This is a genomic window from Pseudomonas sp. GW704-F2, from assembly GCF_059423025.1.
On record NZ_JBWKXO010000004.1, the window covers coordinates 41,437 to 57,788 of the forward strand.

Annotated in this window: 14 protein-coding genes; 8 read left to right on the forward strand and 6 right to left on the reverse strand. The window is 62.0% G+C overall.

Features of this window, described 5'->3' with window-relative positions; translation table 11 throughout:
• Window positions 1–83: 83 nt before the first annotated feature.
• Window positions 84–893 (reverse strand): UDP-2,3-diacylglucosamine diphosphatase, encoded by an 810-nt coding sequence (locus AC07W0_RS04810; protein ID WP_017845355.1) that lies wholly within the window; start codon window positions 891–893, stop codon window positions 84–86.
• A 137-nt stretch (window positions 894–1,030) separates the two neighbouring features.
• Between AC07W0_RS04810 and AC07W0_RS04815 the strand changes: the two genes are divergently transcribed.
• From AC07W0_RS04815 to AC07W0_RS04825, 3 genes are all read left to right on the forward strand, one after another.
• Complete coding sequence (locus tag AC07W0_RS04815; RefSeq protein WP_017845354.1) at window positions 1,031–1,783, forward strand: AraC family transcriptional regulator; 753 nt, start codon at window positions 1,031–1,033, stop codon at window positions 1,781–1,783.
• A gap of 96 nt (window positions 1,784–1,879) precedes the next feature.
• Window positions 1,880–2,764 carry a DMT family transporter gene (locus AC07W0_RS04820; RefSeq protein WP_102618105.1) on the forward strand — a complete coding sequence of 295 codons (885 nt, stop codon included), beginning with the start codon at window positions 1,880–1,882 and terminating at the stop codon, window positions 2,762–2,764.
• 127 nt (window positions 2,765–2,891) lie between these two features.
• A complete protein-coding gene (locus tag AC07W0_RS04825; RefSeq protein ID WP_102618104.1) occupies window positions 2,892–3,173 on the forward strand; it encodes a hypothetical protein in 282 nt (93 codons plus the stop codon).
• Between the two features lie 41 nt (window positions 3,174–3,214).
• Here the strand turns inward: AC07W0_RS04825 and AC07W0_RS04830 are convergent, their stop codons facing one another.
• Window positions 3,215–3,502 carry an Rdx family protein gene (locus tag AC07W0_RS04830; protein WP_017845351.1) on the reverse strand — a complete coding sequence of 96 codons (288 nt, stop codon included), beginning with the start codon at window positions 3,500–3,502 and terminating at the stop codon, window positions 3,215–3,217.
• An 84-nt stretch (window positions 3,503–3,586) separates the two neighbouring features.
• On the opposite strand from AC07W0_RS04830, the gene AC07W0_RS04835 reads away from it, so the two are divergent.
• A complete protein-coding gene (locus AC07W0_RS04835; RefSeq protein WP_102618103.1) occupies window positions 3,587–5,776 on the forward strand; it encodes a patatin-like phospholipase family protein in 2,190 nt (729 codons plus the stop codon).
• 135 nt (window positions 5,777–5,911) lie between these two features.
• Here AC07W0_RS04835 and AC07W0_RS04840 read toward each other — a convergent pair whose 3' ends face one another.
• Window positions 5,912–6,346 carry a MarR family transcriptional regulator gene (locus AC07W0_RS04840; RefSeq protein WP_017845349.1) on the reverse strand — a complete coding sequence of 145 codons (435 nt, stop codon included), beginning with the start codon at window positions 6,344–6,346 and terminating at the stop codon, window positions 5,912–5,914.
• Window positions 6,347–6,467: 121 nt separating this feature from the next.
• Window positions 6,468–8,594: a DNA helicase RecQ gene (gene recQ, locus AC07W0_RS04845; RefSeq protein ID WP_017845348.1), complete on the reverse strand. Its 2,127-nt coding sequence runs from the start codon at window positions 8,592–8,594 to the stop codon at window positions 6,468–6,470.
• Between the two features lie 275 nt (window positions 8,595–8,869).
• Here recQ and AC07W0_RS04850 point away from each other — a divergent pair, with 275 nt between their 5' ends.
• The 3 genes from AC07W0_RS04850 (at window position 8,870) to AC07W0_RS04860 (ending at window position 13,464) form a co-directional block, all read left to right on the forward strand.
• Complete coding sequence (locus AC07W0_RS04850; protein ID WP_017845347.1) at window positions 8,870–9,457, forward strand: UPF0149 family protein; 588 nt, start codon at window positions 8,870–8,872, stop codon at window positions 9,455–9,457.
• A 20-nt stretch (window positions 9,458–9,477) separates the two neighbouring features.
• Entirely contained in the window at window positions 9,478–9,861 is a 384-nt protein-coding gene (locus AC07W0_RS04855; protein ID WP_026139819.1) for a YbaN family protein, read from the forward strand.
• 132 nt (window positions 9,862–9,993) lie between these two features.
• Window positions 9,994–13,464 (forward strand): hybrid sensor histidine kinase/response regulator, encoded by a 3,471-nt coding sequence (locus tag AC07W0_RS04860; protein ID WP_017845345.1) that lies wholly within the window; start codon window positions 9,994–9,996, stop codon window positions 13,462–13,464.
• Window positions 13,465–13,472: 8 nt separating this feature from the next.
• Here the strand turns inward: AC07W0_RS04860 and AC07W0_RS04865 are convergent, their stop codons facing one another.
• Together AC07W0_RS04865 and AC07W0_RS04870 are read right to left on the reverse strand one after the other, a co-directional pair.
• Window positions 13,473–14,837: a DNA recombination protein RmuC gene (locus AC07W0_RS04865; protein WP_164887036.1), complete on the reverse strand. Its 1,365-nt coding sequence runs from the start codon at window positions 14,835–14,837 to the stop codon at window positions 13,473–13,475.
• A gap of 175 nt (window positions 14,838–15,012) precedes the next feature.
• A complete protein-coding gene (locus AC07W0_RS04870) occupies window positions 15,013–15,336 on the reverse strand; it encodes an SEL1-like repeat protein (protein ID WP_032804218.1) in 324 nt (107 codons plus the stop codon).
• A gap of 457 nt (window positions 15,337–15,793) precedes the next feature.
• Here AC07W0_RS04870 and AC07W0_RS04875 point away from each other — a divergent pair, with 457 nt between their 5' ends.
• Window positions 15,794–16,099, forward strand: a complete 306-nt coding sequence (locus tag AC07W0_RS04875) for a hypothetical protein (RefSeq protein WP_102618102.1) — start codon at window positions 15,794–15,796, stop codon at window positions 16,097–16,099.
• The last annotated feature ends 253 nt before the right edge of the window (window positions 16,100–16,352 follow it).

The window sequence follows — 16,352 nt, forward strand, 5'->3', positions numbered from 1 at the left end:
CAATGGATCAGTCGCCAAATGCAGTGACTGACACTGCACGATCGCGAGCAAGCCCGCTCCCACTTGTTGGGCCGAGCAAGGCCTTAACCCGCGACCATCTCCGATTTCAGCAGCGCCTCTTTGGCCTGCGCATCCGCCAATCGATACAACTCGATATGCCCATCCCAGTGCTCGATCAACGCCGAGCACGACTCCACCCAATCCCCGCAGTTGAGGTAATCCACCTCGCCCACCTTGCGAATCTCCGCATGGTGAATATGCCCGCACACCACCCCATGCAATTCGCGCCGGGTCACTTCATGGGCGATGGCTTCTTCGAAATCGCTGATAAAGCTCACCGCCGTCTTCACCTTGTGCTTCAGATACGCCGACAGCGACCAGTAACCGTAGCCATACCGCGCACGCCAGTGATTCAACCAACGGTTCAACGTCAGGGTGAACTCGTAGGCCGAGTCGCCGAGGAACGCCAGCCAGCGGTGATAACGCGTGATCACATCGAACTGGTCGCCGTGGATCACCAGGAGGTGGCGGCCATCGGCGGTGACATGGATGGCTTCGTCCACCAACTGGATGTTGCCCAGGATCAGCTTGGAGTAGCGACGCAGGAACTCGTCGTGGTTGCCGGTGACATAGATCACCTCGGTGCCGCGCTTGGCCATGGTCAACAGGCGGCGGATCACGTTGGTATGGGCCTGGGGCCAATACATGCCGCCGCGCAGCTTCCAGCCGTCGATGATATCGCCCACCAGGTACACCTTGTCGGCGTGGTAGCCCTTGAGGAATTGCGCCAAGTGTTCGGCCTGACAATCCCGAGTGCCCAGATGTACATCGGAAATCCACAGGGTACGAACCCGTTGCTTGCGGCTGGGTGTAGCGAATTCGGCACGGGTCATGGGCATCCCTCGACGGTGTTTTCGCGAGCTTGCGCCCTGGCGATTAATAGCCCATGACAGCTGTGCGTCAGTCTGATGACAGCGCCTGCCGACGGCGAAGCGTTGTAGACTGGCAACCTGCTGCCCAGGAGACCGCGATGAGAGCGTCCCTCACGCTACGCCACTACATCGAAGCACCCATTGCCCACAGCCATGACCATGCGCAGTTGGTCTTCGGCCTGTCCGGGCACCTGGACCTTGAAGTGGAGGGGCGCGGCAGCCAGGTCCGCGAGAGCAGCGTGATGGTGTTGCCCTTCTCGGCCCACCACACCTGCGGCAGTCGCGATGGCAGCCGATGCCTGGTGCTGGACGTGCCCACCGAACACTGGGTGCTGCAATCGTTGGGCGAGCATGCCGATGCCAGCCGCCGCCTGCTCGACCAACCGGCGCGCCTGGCCCTGGATTCGCGGCAAAGCCAGTTGGTGCAATGGCTGGCGCACAGCCCGGTGGACGACCCGCTGATCGTCCAGCAAGGCGCGGTACTGCTGCTGGCCAGCCTCAATCATCCGCTGGCCCCCAGCGTGCCGGGCCGCCGCCTGCCCTACGCCGCGTTCAATGCACATATCGAACGGCACGCCGCCCACCCTCTGCAAGTCGCGGACCTGGCACGCCTCGCCGACCTGTCGGTGGCGCGCCTGCATGCCCGTTTCATCGCCGAGTGCGGGCAGACGCCCATGGACTTCATCCGCAGTCGCCGCCTGCATAAGGCCTTGGGCCTGTTAAGGGAAACGCCGTTGCCCATCGGCGAAATTGCCGAGCGCGTCGGCTATGCCTCGCAAAGCGCGTTTGCCGCAGCGATGCTGCGCGAATTCGGCGCCGCGCCCAGCGCGCTGCGGCGCACCACAAAATAGCGAGTCCTGCGCTAAAAATCGCCAGTCGGGCGACAGACACTCACGCCCCCAGCCTCTAGACTGCGCGCCTGTCACCCCGTTGGTTCAAGGATCGCAATGACTCCCCGCTCAGCCCTCGGCGCCCTGCATATCGGCGCATTGATGTTTGGCCTCACCGGCGTATTCGGCAAACTGGCGGCCGCCTCGCCGGCCATCATCGTGTTCGGCCGTGCCGCGTTTGCGGTGATTGCCCTGGCGATCTTTGCGCGGTTCGCCAGCAATGCGCCGTGGAAACAGCTGCAGATGCGCGACTGGCGCCGGCTGCTGACCAGCGGTGTATTGCTGGCGGCGCACTGGGTCACGTTCTTCATCGCGGTCAAGGTCGCCGGCGTGGCCGTCGCCACCCTGGGGTTTACCGCGTTCCCGGCGTTTACCGTGATCCTCGAAGGCTTGATCTTCCGCGAGCGCATCCGCGCCAACGAAGTGCTGCTGGTGGCTCTGGTCACGGTGGGCCTGGTGCTGGTGACACCGGACTTCAACCTCGCCAGCCAAGCCACGGGCGGCCTGCTCTGGGGCATCGCCTCGGGGTTGCTGTTCTCCCTGCTGTCACTGAATAACCGCGCCAGCTCCGGGCGGGTTCCAGCGGTACAGGCGGCGCTGTGCCAGAACGTGGTGGTCGCGCTGTGCCTGCTGCCCGTGGCGGCGCCGGGGCTGGCGGATGTGCGCGCGCTCGACTGGCTGTGGATCGGCCTGCTCGGTGTGTTCTGTACCGGCCTGGCCCACAGCCTGTTTGTCGCCAGCCTCGCGGTGATCAAGGCCCGCACCGCCTCGGTGGTGTTCGCCATGGAACCGGTCTACGGCATCACCGTCGCCTGGCTGCTGTTTGCCGAAACCCCGACCTTGCGCATGCTGCTGGGCGGCGCGCTGATCATCGTCGCCATCGTGCTTTCCGGCCTGCTGGGCAGCGCCAGCCAGGCCAAACAGCCGGCTGCAACGGCCTGATCTATACTCTGCCCATCCGCAACAGTGTGTCGTCGTCGACGGATAAAGACTTCTCGACGACAGCCAGGGTGTTTAACGGTGCTGCAAGCGAGTGGTCACGCCATTAACGCTATGCAGGAGTTGCATCATGGAAACAGTTATCAGCTTGCTGGTTCAGATCATCAGCGGTGCCGTCGGCGGTAATCTGGCGGGGATGACCAAGCAGAGCCTGGGCACCGGGCTCAATACCTTCCTCGGCGGTGTCGGCGGCCTGGTGCTGGGCCAGCTCGTCTCGGCGCTGACGGGCACATCCGGCGGCGAAGCCATGGATGTGGCGACGGTCGGCAGCAACATCGTCGGCGGTGGCGTCGGCGGCCTGGTGCTGACGTGGGTCGTCGGTTTCATCAAGAGCAAGATGGCCGCCAAGTAGGGGCACATCGCCCGGTCACCGCCCCTGTGCGGCGGTGACCTTCACGCCTTGCGATCGTTGTGCCCCAGGTCGCGCTGCGGGTCGATCTGGTCGCGCACGCGCTGCTTGAGCACCTTGGCCTCCGGAAAGCCGCCGTCAGCCTTGCGCTCCCAGATCTGCACACCGTCGCAGGTGATGCGAAAAGCGCCGCCGGTAGCCGGTTCCAGCGCCACTTTGCCCAGGTCGTCGGCAAAGGTACTCAACAGTTCCTGGGCCAACCATGCGGCGCGCAACAGCCACTGGCACTGGGTGCAATAGGTGATGACGATCTCGGGTTTATTCGGCGACATAATTTGACAGGTTCCTGGCGTAACGGGCTGGGAGGGTCGGGTGGCTATAATACCGGCCTTTATCGTCCAGCCCTGAGATTCATGATGCGCCGCCTGTTGTCCTGCCTGTTGCTGTGCCTGCTGCCCCTTCTTGCCGAGGCGATTGAAACTCCACGCCCGAAAATCGGCCTGGTGCTGTCCGGCGGCGCCGCGCGCGGGCTGGCCCACATCGGCGTGCTCAAGGCCCTGGAGGAACAAGGGATTCATATCGATGCAATTGCCGGTACCAGCATGGGCGCGGTGATCGGCGGGCTGTACGCGTCGGGCTACAAGATCGATGAGCTGGAAAAGCTCGCACTGGGTATCGATTGGCAGCAGGCACTCTCCGATGCGCCACCCCGGGAGGACGTACCGTTTCGCCGCAAGCAGGATGACCGGGACTTCCTGGTCAAGCAGAAACTCAGTTTCCGCGACGATGGCAGCCTCGGCCTGCCGCTGGGCGTCATCCAGGGCCAGAACCTCGCGCTGCTGCTGGAAAGCATGTTTGCCCACAGCAGCAACACGCGAAATTTCGACAAGCTGCCGATCCCCTTCCGCGCTGTCGCAACCGATATCACCACCGGCGAAAAAGTGGTGTTCAGCAAAGGCCACCTGCCCCAGGTGATCCGCGCCAGCATGTCGATCCCGGCCGTGTTCGCGCCAGTGGAACTCGACGGCCGGCTGCTGGTGGACGGCGGCATGACCGATAACATCCCGCTGGACGTGGCGCGGGAGATGGGCGTCGACATCGCCATCGTGGTGGACATCGGCACGCCGCTGCGCTCGCGCAAGCAACTGGCCACGGTGGTGGACGTGCTCAACCAGTCCATCACCCTGATGACCCGGCGCAATTCCGAAGAACAACTCAAGGCCCTGCACCCCAAGGATGTGCTGATCCAGCCGCCTCTGGCCGCCTACGGCGTCACCGACTTCGGCCGCGCCAAGGACATGATCGACGCCGGCTACCGCGCCACCCGCGCCCTCGATGTGCGCCTGGCCCACCTGCGTCCCGCCGAGCCGATCGACCCGGAACTGGTGGCCGCGCGCGCGCCGGGCGAACGGACCCCGATCATCACTGCGATCAGCGTGGAGAACGACTCGAAAGTCAGCGAAGACGTGATCCGCTACTACATCCGCCAAACCCTCGGCGAGCCGCTGAACCTGAGCCGCCTGCAAGTGGACATGGGCACCTTGTATGGCCTGGATTACTTTGAACAGGTGCAATACCGCGTGGTGAAAAAAGGCCACGACAACACCCTGGTGATCAGCGCACGCGGCAAACGCAGCGGCACCGACTACCTGCGCCTGGGCCTGAACCTGTCGGACGACATGCGTGGCGACAGCGCCTTCAACCTCGGCGCCAGCTACCGCATGAATGGCATCAACCGCCTCGGCGCGGAATGGCTGACGCGGGTGCAGATCGGCGATCGGCAAGAGCTGTACAGCGAGTTCTACCAACCGATGGACACCGGCTCGCGCTATTTCGTCGCCCCTTACCTCAAGGCCCAGGCGCAGAACGTCGAACTGATTCTGGACAACGACCCCATCTCCGAATACCGCCTGGAACGCTACGGTTTCGGCCTGAACGTCGGGCGCCAGATCGGCAACAGTGGCGAGCTGCGTTTCGGCGTCGGCGAAGCCTGGGGCAAGGCGGATGTACGCATCGGCGACCGCGACCTGCCAAGCGTGAGCTTCAGCGAAGGCTTCTACGAACTGAAGTACTCCTTCGACTCCCTGGACAACGTGTACTTCCCCCACACCGGCGAAGACATCGGCCTGGCTTGGCGCGAATTCGAACCGGGGCTGGGGTCCGATCAACGCTACCGGCAATGGGAATTCAAGCTGGACAAGGCCATGAGCCACGGCCCGGACACACTCGTACTGGGCGGCCGTTACGGACGCACCATGGATAATACGGACGTGGTGACATCCAGCTTCCTGCTCGGCGGCGCACGGCAGCTGTCGGGCTTCCGCCAGGACGCGATCTCGGGACAGAACGTCAGCTTGATGCGCGCCGTGTACTACCGCCGCCTGACGCCGCGCTCATACTTGCCGCTGGATTTCCCGCTGTACCTGGGCGCGTCGCTGGAACGCGGACGGGCGTGGAACAACGACAATGAGTTCGACAGCGGTTATATCAACGCCGCGAGTATTTTCCTGGGCTTCGACACACCGTTGGGGCCGCTGAATTTCAGCTACGGGTTCAACGACGACAATCAGCAGGCGGTGTACCTGAACCTCGGCCAGACCTTCTGAAACGCTGACCGTAAAACCAACATGGGAGCTGGCTGGCTTGCGATGGCGGTATTTCAGTCGCCAGATCAATTGACTGAATGTCCGTTATCGCAGGCAAGCCAACTCCCACCTATTCGATCTCTGTTGCGCCTGACGTCAGGACTTTTCCAGATTCGCCAGAATGTGCCCATGCACGCGCATGCACACCCGCAGGTCCTCTTCATTCACGCCCACGAACAACTCATGGCGCAATGCAGTGGCGATGGTTTCAATCTGCTCGATCAACGGTCGGGCGCTGTCACACAGCAGGATGCGCTTGGCGCGCCGGTCTTCCACCACCGCCTGGCGCTGCACCAGCCCTTGGCTTTCCAGGCTATCGAGCAAGCGTGCCAGTGTCGGCCCTTCGACGCCGACACTTTGTGCCAGCTCACGCTGCGTCGGCGCTTCTTCGAAACGCGCCAAGTGCAGCAGCACCAGCCAGCGTGCCTGAGACAAGCCCAGCCCCGCCAAACGGCGATCCAGTTCGGCGCGCCAACCTCGGGACATTTGCGCCAACTGCATGCCAAAACGGTGTTGATCGGTTAACGGCATAAAAAACTCATGGTTTAGACTGAAAACAAAGTATGACTAATTATTAGTCAGCTAAGCATGAGCCATGTCAGTAGGCAAGCGCTCGTCTGTACTGATTCGTTTCATCGTCGCAATTGGCACACTAAATTTCGAACTCAGACTGCAACGCGGCACGCACACAGTACAAAACACCCTCGGGAACCCGCCCCGTGAACAACGGTGCAATCTCCGCAACTGGTGGCAGTTCGCCTTCACCGTCCAGGAAGGCATCCTGGATTTCACCGAGCAAATCTTCTGGCAAATCAAGGGCCTGCTCTAACGACAACTGTTGCTTACCGATGGATTCGGCCAGCAGCGTGTAGACGTTTTTTTCCGAGCATTGCAACTGGCCAGCGATCTGGATCGGGGTCATGCCGGCCCGCGCCAGGCTGATCAATTCGTGGCGAATATCGGCAATTTCCTTCGGCGCTTCGGCCTGGCCGCCGAGCACTTCGAGGAAGGCCTGGCCATAACGTTCCAGCTTGCGCGCGCCCACGCCACTGACCCGGCCCATTTCGGCCAGGGTGGTCGGCTGCTCGCGCAACATCTCCAGCAAGGTCGAGTCGGGGAAAATAACGTAAGGCGGCACGCTGTGTTCCTGCGCCAGTTTGCGCCGCAGGGCGCGCAAGGCTTCCCACTGTTCACGCTCCTCGAAGCGCACCAGTTGGCTGGCCTGGCTGGTACTGCTCTTGGCGGTGGTCTGCGGCTTGAGGTCGCGGCGCAGTTCCAGGCTCACTTCCCCCTTGAGCAACGGCCGGCAACTGTCGTTCAGGCGCAGGCCGCCGTAGCCTTCAATGTCGATGTCCACCAGGCCGCGCGCGACCATCTGGCGGAACAGCGATCGCCATTCGCCTTCGGCACGGGCCTTGCCGACGCCGTAGACCGAGAGTTTCTCGTGGCCGAAGCTGCGCACCTTCTCGTTGTCCTTGCCCAGCAACACATCCACCAGATGGCCGACGCCATAACGCTGGCCGGTGCGGTAGATGGCGGACAAACCCTGGCGCGCCGGTTCAGTGGCATCCCAGGTTTGCACGCCGTCGACACAGTTGTCGCAATGGCCGCAGGGTTCGGGCATGTCTTCGTCGAAATACGCCAGCAAGGTCTGGCGGCGGCAACGCGTCTCTTCGCAGAGTGACAGCATGGCGTCGAGCTTGTGCTGTTCCAGGCGTTTGTGGCGCTCGTCACCTTCGGAGTTCTGCAGCATTTGCTTGAGCATCACCACGTCTTGCAGGCCGTAGACCATCCACGCATCGGCCGGCAGGCCATCACGCCCGGCGCGCCCGGTTTCCTGGTAATACGCCTCGAGGGACTTGGGCAGATCCATATGGGCCACGAAGCGCACGTTGGACTTGTCGATGCCCATGCCGAACGCGATGGTTGCCACCATGATCAGGCCTTCCTCGTTGAGGAAGCGCTTCTGATGATAGGCACGCAAGTCGTTGGGCAAGCCTGCATGGTAGGGCAACGCCGGATAACCCTGCTCGCACAGGAAGGCGGCCACTTCGTCGACCTTCTTGCGCGACAGGCAATAGACGATGCCCGCATCGCTGCGCCGCTCGGACAGGAACGCCAGCAACTGCTTGCGCGGCTGCTCCTTGGGCACGATGCGATAGAAAATATTCGGCCGGTCAAAGCTCGACAGGAAGCGCTCGGCGTTCTGCAAATGCAGGCGCTCGACGATTTCTTCGCGAGTGCGCTTGTCGGCGGTGGCGGTCAGGGCGATACGCGGGACGTCGGGGAACAGTTCCGCCAACTGCCCCAACTGCAAATATTCGCGACGGAAATCATGCCCCCATTGCGATACGCAGTGCGCTTCATCAATGGCGAACAGGGCGATTTCCAGGCTCTGCAAGAAGGCCAGCATGCGCGGCTGCACCAGGCGCTCGGGGGCCAGGTAAAGCATTTTCACTTCGCCGCGCTTGATACGCGCGGCCAGGTCGCGCTGCTGTTCGGCGCTGAGCGTGGAGTTCAATGCGGCGGCAGCAACGCCGAGTTCCTCAAGGGTCGCCACCTGATCGTCCATCAGCGCGATCAACGGCGAGACCACCACGGCAAGGCCGTTACGCAGCAACGCCGGCACCTGGAAACACAACGACTTACCACCGCCGGTCGGCATCAGGACGAGGGCATCACCGCCATTGGCCACGCGCTCAATGATCGCACCCTGGCGGCCACGAAAACTGTCGTAGCCGAAGATGTCCTTGAGGACGCGTTGAGCCTGCTCGAGCATGTAAAACTCCAAATATCGCCGAAATCCCTCCATACAGGCTGGCCGAAAAAGCGCGTATCTACGGAAAATAATCCGTAAGCGAAGTTTTCTCGGATTGGCGCTGGCCTGCAGGGGGCATCACAAAACGCGGCAGTATACCCGAGCGTCGGCCGGCAAAGGGCGCGGCTGACGAACAGCGGCCGCTATCTAAAACCGGCCAAATATGCAGTGTGGCTGGCCTGGGCGCTCAAGAAAGCCTAGAATTCAGCATCGTTTATTCCCAAGGTAGTCCTTCAATGTCCTTCGCTGAGCAACTAACCCGCCTGCAAGCCTTCCTCGACGCCGATGAGCTGCATGACGAGGCGCTGGACTACGTGGCCGCCCACGGCTACCTGACCGCCCTGTCGATTTCTTCCGACATCGTGCCGGACCGTGAGTGGATCGACGCCTTGTTCGCCGAAGAGCCTCATTACGCTGACGCCGCCCAGCGCGAAGAGATCGAAGCCACCCTGCTCGCCCTCAAGGCCCACATCGGTCGCCAACTGGCCTCCGACGAGGAATTCGAGCTGCCGTGCGACCTCGACCTGGGCGAAGAGCCGGACGACTCCGACCTGCGCGGCTGGTGCATCGGCTTCATGGAAGGTGTGTTCCTGCGCGAAGCCGCCTGGTTCGAAACCGCCGAAGAAGAAGTCAGCGAAATGCTGCTGCCGATCATGGTCGGTTCGGGCCTGTTCGACGACCAGCCGGAGTTCTCCGACATCGCCGCCGACGCCAATCTGATGGACGACATGATCGTACAGATCCCGGAAGCCCTGACCGCCCTGTACCTGCTGTGCAACGCCCCCGACGAAAAACCGGCGCTCCTCAAGCCACGTCACCACTGAGTCGCACGCCCGTGATCGCCATGGGCAAGCGCTCGCCGCTCCTGCGTTACGCACTGCTGGCCATCGGCTGGCTGAGCGTAGCGCTGGGGGTGATCGGCATCTTCCTGCCGGTATTGCCCACCACCCCCTTCCTGCTTCTTGCCGCCGCCTGCTTCGCGCGCAGCTCCCCGCGTTTCTATGCCTGGCTGGTGGAACACCCGCGCCTGGGCCCATGGATTCGTGACTACCTGGACGGCAATGGCATCCCGCTCAAGGGTAAGGTCTACGCCATCGGCCTGATGTGGCTGAGTATCGGTTTTTCCTGCTACCTGGTGCCTCTGCCGTGGGCCCGCGGCTTCATGCTGACCAGCGCGGTACTGGTGACGATCTACATCCTGCGCCAGAAAACCCTGCCGCCGCGCTGAGCCTCTTTAACACCGTGCCCTGCGACATTAGTGCTCACAAGACCTTGGTCGACACTGACTAATCCCCAGGCATCATGCGAGACTGTCCAACCGGGCCCGAAATGCCTGGGCGTGTTTCTGTCCGGAGTTACCATGACGCTGTCCAGCGGGCTGATCGCCGCCGTTGCCTTGGCCTATATGGCCATTATGTTTTCCATCGCCTTTTACGGTGACCGCCGCCATGCGCCGTTGCCACCGCGCATGCGTGCCTGGGTGTACAGCCTGTCGTTGGCCGTTTATTGCACCAGCTGGACCTTCTTCGGCGCCGTAGGCCAGGCGGCCGAACAACTGTGGGCGTTTATACCTATCTACCTGGGACCGGTGCTGTTGCTGGTATTCGCCCCCTGGGTCCTGCAAAAGATGATTCTGATCAGCAAGCAGGAAAACATCACTTCCATCGCTGACTTTATCGCCGCACGCTACGGCAAATCCCAGTCGTTGGCGGTGGTGGTCGCGCTGATCTGCATGGTCGGCGTGTTGCCTTACATCGCCCTGCAACTGAAGGGCATCGTACTCGGGGTGAACCTGCTGATCGGCGCCGGCGCGGATACCACCGGCACCCGCGCCCAGGACACGGCGCTGATCGTATCGCTGGTGCTGGCGCTGTTCACCATTGTCTTCGGTACGCGCAACCTCGACGCCACCGAACACCACCGCGGCATGGTGCTGGCGATTGCCTTCGAGTCGCTGGTCAAGCTGTTCGCGTTTCTCGCAGTCGGCGTGTTTGTGACCTACGGCCTCTACGACGGTTTCGACGACTTGTTCAGCCAGGCGATGTTGGCACCACGCCTGGAGGAATACTGGAACGAAACCGTCAACTGGCCAACGATGGTGGTACAGACCGGCGTCGCGATGATGGCGATCATCTGCCTGCCCCGGCAGTTTCACGTCACCGTCGTGGAAAACATCGACCCCCAGGATTTGCGCCTGGCCAAATGGGTTTTCCCTGCGTACCTGATCCTCGCCGCGCTGTTTGTCGTACCGATCGCCCTCGGCGGCAAAATGCTCTTGCCCGGCTCGGTGCTACCCGATTCCTACGTGATCAGCCTGCCCTTGGCTGAGGCCCATCCGATCCTCGCCCTACTGGCGTTCATTGGCGGCGCGTCAGCCGCCACCGGCATGGTGATTGTGGCGAGCATCGCGTTGTCGACCATGGTGTCCAACGACATGCTGCTGCCTTGGCTGTTGCGCCGCTCCAGCGCAGAACGGCCGTTTGAAGTATTCCGCCACTGGATGCTCTCGGTACGCCGCGTCAGCATTGTGCTCATCCTGCTGCTGGCGTATGTCAGCTACCGATTGCTCGGCTCCAGCGCGAGCCTGGCGACGATCGGCCAGATTGCCTTCGCCGCGGTGACCCAACTGGCACCTGCCATGCTCGGCGCGCTGTATTGGAAACCGGCGAATCGACGCGGCGTGTTTGCCGGCTTGGCGGCAGGCACGTTCCTGTGGTTCTACACCTTGGTCCTACCGGTTACCGCGAAAAGCCTGGGCTGGTCGCTCAGCCTTTTCCCCGGTCTGACCTGGTTGCATTCCCACCCGCTCGGCTTGCCCCTCACGTCGCTGACCCTGGGCACCGTGTTCTCCCTGGCGGGCAACTTCACACTGTTCGTCTGGGTTTCGATGCTTTCGCGTACCCGGGTGTCCGAACACTGGCAGGCCGGGCGCTTCATCGGCCAGGAAACCAGCCAACGCGCCAGCACTCGCTCCATGTTGTCGGTCCAGATCAGCGACCTGCTGAGCCTGGCGGCGCGCTTTGTCGGCGAAGAACGCGCGCAGCAGAGTTTTATCCGCTTCGCCTATCGCCAGGGCAAAGGCTTCAACCCCAACCAGAATGCCGATAACGATTGGATCGCGCATACCGAACGCCTGCTGGCGGGTGTACTCGGCGCCTCCTCGACTCGCGCAGTCGTAAAGGCCGCGATTGAAGGTCGGGACATGCTGCTGGAGGACGTAGTACGGATCGCCGACGAAGCCTCCGAAGTGCTGCAATTCAATCGGGCCCTGCTACAAGGCGCCATCGAAAACATCACCCAGGGCATCAGCGTGGTGGATCAGTCTCTCAAGCTGGTGGCGTGGAACCGCCGTTACCTGGAGCTGTTCAACTACCCCGAGGGATTGATCAGCGTCGGCCGGCCGATTGCCGACATCATTCGCTATAACGCCGAGCGCGGCTTGTGCGGACCGGGCGAGGCCGAAGTGCATGTGGCGCGACGCCTGCACTGGATGCGCCAAGGCCGCGCGCACACCTCCGAACGCCTGTTCCCGAATGGACGGGTGATTGAACTGATCGGCAACCCGATGCCCGGCGGCGGTTTCGTCATGAGCTTCACCGACATCACCGCGTTCCGCGAGGCCGAACACGCACTGACCGAGGCGAACGAGGGCTTGGAACGACGGGTCACCGAGCGGACACACGAGCTATCGCAGCTCAACGTGGCGCTCACCGATGCCAAGGGCGTGGCCGAGTCCGCGAACCAATCGAAGACGCGCTTTCTCGCAGCGGTCAGCCATGACCTGATGCAACCGCTGAACGCTGCACGCCTGTTCTCCGCCGCCCTCTCCCACCAGAACGACGGCCTGTCGAGCGAAGCCCGGCAACTGGTGCAACACCTCGACAGCTCGCTGCGTTCCGCCGAAGACCTGATCAGCGACCTGCTGGACATCTCACGCTTGGAAAACGGCAAGATCAACCCACAACGCCAGCCGTTCGTGCTCAACGAACTGTTCGACACCCTCGGCGCCGAATTCAAGGCGCTCGCCCAGGAACAAGGCCTGCGCTTCCGCTTGCGCGGCAGTCATTTGCGCGTGGACAGTGACATCAAGTTGCTGCGCCGGATTTTGCAGAACTTTCTGACGAATGCGTTCCGCTATGCCGACGGCCCAGTGCTGCTGGGTGTACGCCGACACCAGGGCGAGTTGAGCCTGGAAGTCTGGGATCGCGGCCCCGGCATTCCGCTGGATAAACAGAAGGTGATTTTCGAGGAGTTCAAACGCCTGGACAGCCACCAGACCCGCGCCGAAAAGGGCCTCGGCCTGGGCCTGGCGATTGCCGATGGCCTGTGTCGCGTATTGGACCATCGCCTGAGCGTGCGCTCATGGCCGGGCAAGGGCAGCGTATTCAGCGTGCGCGTGCCGCTGGCTCGCAACCAGACCAGCACACCGATCAAGACCGCGCAGGAAACCGGTCTGCCCCTGAGCGGCGCGCGGGTGCTGTGTGTGGATAACGAAGAAAGCATCCTGATAGGCATGCGCAGCCTGCTGACGCGCTGGGGCTGCGAAGTATGGACCGCCACCGACCAGGCACAGTGCGCGGCGCTGCTGGCCGACGGCGTGCGCCCACAACTGGCGCTGGTGGATTACCACCTGGACCACGGCGAAACCGGCACGGAGTTGATGGGCTGGTTACGCACACAGTTGGCGGAGCCGATTCCCGGCGTGGTCATCAGCGCCGACGGTCGTCCGGAGATGGTGGCGCAAGTGCATGCGGCGGGGCTGGATTATCTGGCCAAACCGGTGAAGCCGGCGGCGTTGCGCGCCTTGCTCAGCCGGCATTTGCCCCTTTGATCAGCCACCTATTCGGGCAGGTGCGCCACCCCGTCGGAGTCGGTCATTGCCCGCTCCAGCAGGTCGGCGGGCAAGCTCTTGCTGGCGCGGGCGCCGAGCAACCTTAACTGTTCGGTGCGGCTGACCAGATTACCGCGACCATCTGTCAGCTTATTCCGCGCTGCGCTGTAAGCCTTATCCAATTGCTGCAGACGGTTACCCACTTCATCCAGGTCCTGGATAAACAGCACGAACTTGTCGTACAGCCAGCCGGCGCGCTCAGCGATTTCCCGGGCGTTCTGGCTCTGGCGTTCCTGCTTCCACAGGCTGTCGATGACCCGCAGGGTGGCGAGCAAGGTGGTGGGGCTGACGATGACGATATGACGGTCGAAGGCTTCCTGGAACAGGTTGGGCTCAGCCTGCAAGGCCGCCGAAAAAGCGGCTTCAATCGGCACGAACAGCAACACGAAATCCAGGCTGTGCAAGCCCTCCAGGCGTTTGTAGTCCTTACCGGCCAAGCCTTTGACGTGATTGCGCAGGGACAGCACATGCTGTTTGAGCGCCGCCTGGCCGATCACCTCGTCGTCCGCCGCCACGTACTGCTGATAGGCCGTCAGGCTGACCTTGGAGTCCACCACCACCTGCTTGTCACCGGGCAACATGATCAGCACGTCCGGCTGGAAGCGCTCACCGTCCGGACCTTTCAGGCTGACCTGGGTCTGGTACTCGCGGCCCTTCTCCAGGCCGGCGTGTTCCAGCACGCGCTCAAGAATCAGTTCACCCCAGTTGCCCTGGGTCTTCTGGCCTTTCAGCGCACGGGTCAAATTCGTGGCTTCGTCCGACAGACGCAGGTTCAGTTGCTGCAGGCGTTCAAGCTCCTTGCCCAGGGAAAAGCGCTCGCGGGCTTCATTCTGATAGCTTTCTTCGACACGTTTTTCGAAGGACTGGATGCGTTCTTTCAAGGGATCGAGCAACTGTCCGAGGCGCTCCTGACTGGTTTCGGCGAAGCGCTGTTCGCGCTCGTCGAAAATCTTCCCGGCCAGTTCGGCGAACTGCGCCCGCAATTCGTCCCGCGAGCCCTGCAGGTCGGCGAGGCGTTGCTGATGGCTGTCCTGTTGCTCGCGCAGCTCCGCACGCAAGGCCGCCGACAACGCGTCAAGGCGACGCAGTTCGGCTTCCTTGGCGCTGCGGTCGAGGTTCCAGGCGTGGGCGGCGTCGCGGGCATTGTCGCGATCGATCTGCAGCAATTCGACTTCGCGGCGCACGGCGGCCAGGTCTGCCTGCTTGGCGGCGTTGGCCTGGCTGAGGTCGCTGATTTCGTCACGGCTGGCGTCCAGTTGGGCCGCCAACCCTTCCTGGGCCAGTTGCGCGGTGGTCAGGCGCTCTTCAAGCAATTCCCAGCCAGCCATGCGCGCGGCCAGACGGCGCTGGAGCTGCCAGCACACGGCCAATAACGGCACTGCCGCGCCAGCAAGTCCCAGGGCAATACTGGTCCAGTCAAAAGCCATAGCCATGTCTGCCATCACCGAAAAAGAGCAAGGTTAACCAAGCAAGGGGGTTGAGGACAGCTCAGTCTTCGACCTGGCCCAATTCACGCTGGGCGCGGCGGTCACCGGCACGGGCAGCCAGGCGCAGCAGTTCGTGGCCGATGCGGCGGTCGCGGGCATTGTCGCATTCGCGGCACATCAATTGGCCGAGTCGGCTTTGCGCTGCGACCACGCCATCACGGGCCGGCTGTTTGAGCAAGCGTCCGGCAAAATGTTTGATGTTGGTGCTGTGACCGAGACGCGGGCTGTCGAGCAACCACAAGGCCACTTTCAAGGAGAAACGTTTGGGTGGGGTAACAACCGGAGGGGTGTCGGTAACAGAAGATGATACTGAGCGAAACTTCATAAAGCACTGCGGGACAGAACGGAAGGCGCGCCACTCTACTCTTTTTTTCGTACAGGTAAAGCCGAAAAAACCCTGCACGCCCGTGCTAGAGCAAGCGCTCGGGACAATCCACAGAAGCTGTGGATAACTCAGTGGACAACCCACCTTTAACTCGCGCAAAGCCCCATGGAATGGGGGCCGCAGTCAAACTGACGATTTTTTCACCAATAAAAAAAAGCGATATTTTTCATTGACTTAAATTTTCATTACAGGCAAATGGGGCCAGATGGAAACACTTGACAGAACGGTGACACATACCGTGAACAATGTGTACAAGTCCCTTTGCTCCGGTTATATCGCCAAGGTTTTTTGATCCGACACGGCTTGAACATGTTACCGGCACGGCCAGGCAGGGACTTTTCAAATTCAATGCGGGTCGCCACACTGCCGCACCTACAACGCAACCATGTACGGGTCGATGAAAGGAATTCTGTTATTCACCGTGTTGCTGCTGGCCATTTGCGCGACCTCCCTGGGAATCAACGCCGCTCTGCCTTCGCCGGACGGCGCATTGTTTGCGATCGCGATCCTGCTCTCCGCCGCGTTCACCGCCGCCAGCCTGTGCATCGAGTTGGGCGAGGGCCGGATCAATGACATGGGCGACGTCTTGAAAATGATCGAGACCGGCCAGTCCCTGCGCCTGACCCTGGCCGCGTATGCGCTGGGCTGCTCGCTGGCGGCAGCGGTCACGGTGCTGGTGTATCACGGGATGCTGGAGGGCTGACTGAAGTTTTTTTACCGATACGCTTCCATTCCCCGTTTCGATCCGTTACTATCCGCGGCGTTAGTACCAAGCTGAAAGTCAATTCTGGTCGAACAACTCCCCTGAACAACACGGGATCGACCACCTTGATGGTTTCCAGGTATCACTTGCGACGACACAGCCTTTGAACAAGCAAAGGGTGTCGCGAAGTCTCAATACTCTGACCGAACCAACCTGCCAATTGATCAGGATCTTCACCCCGGGCCCAGAACCT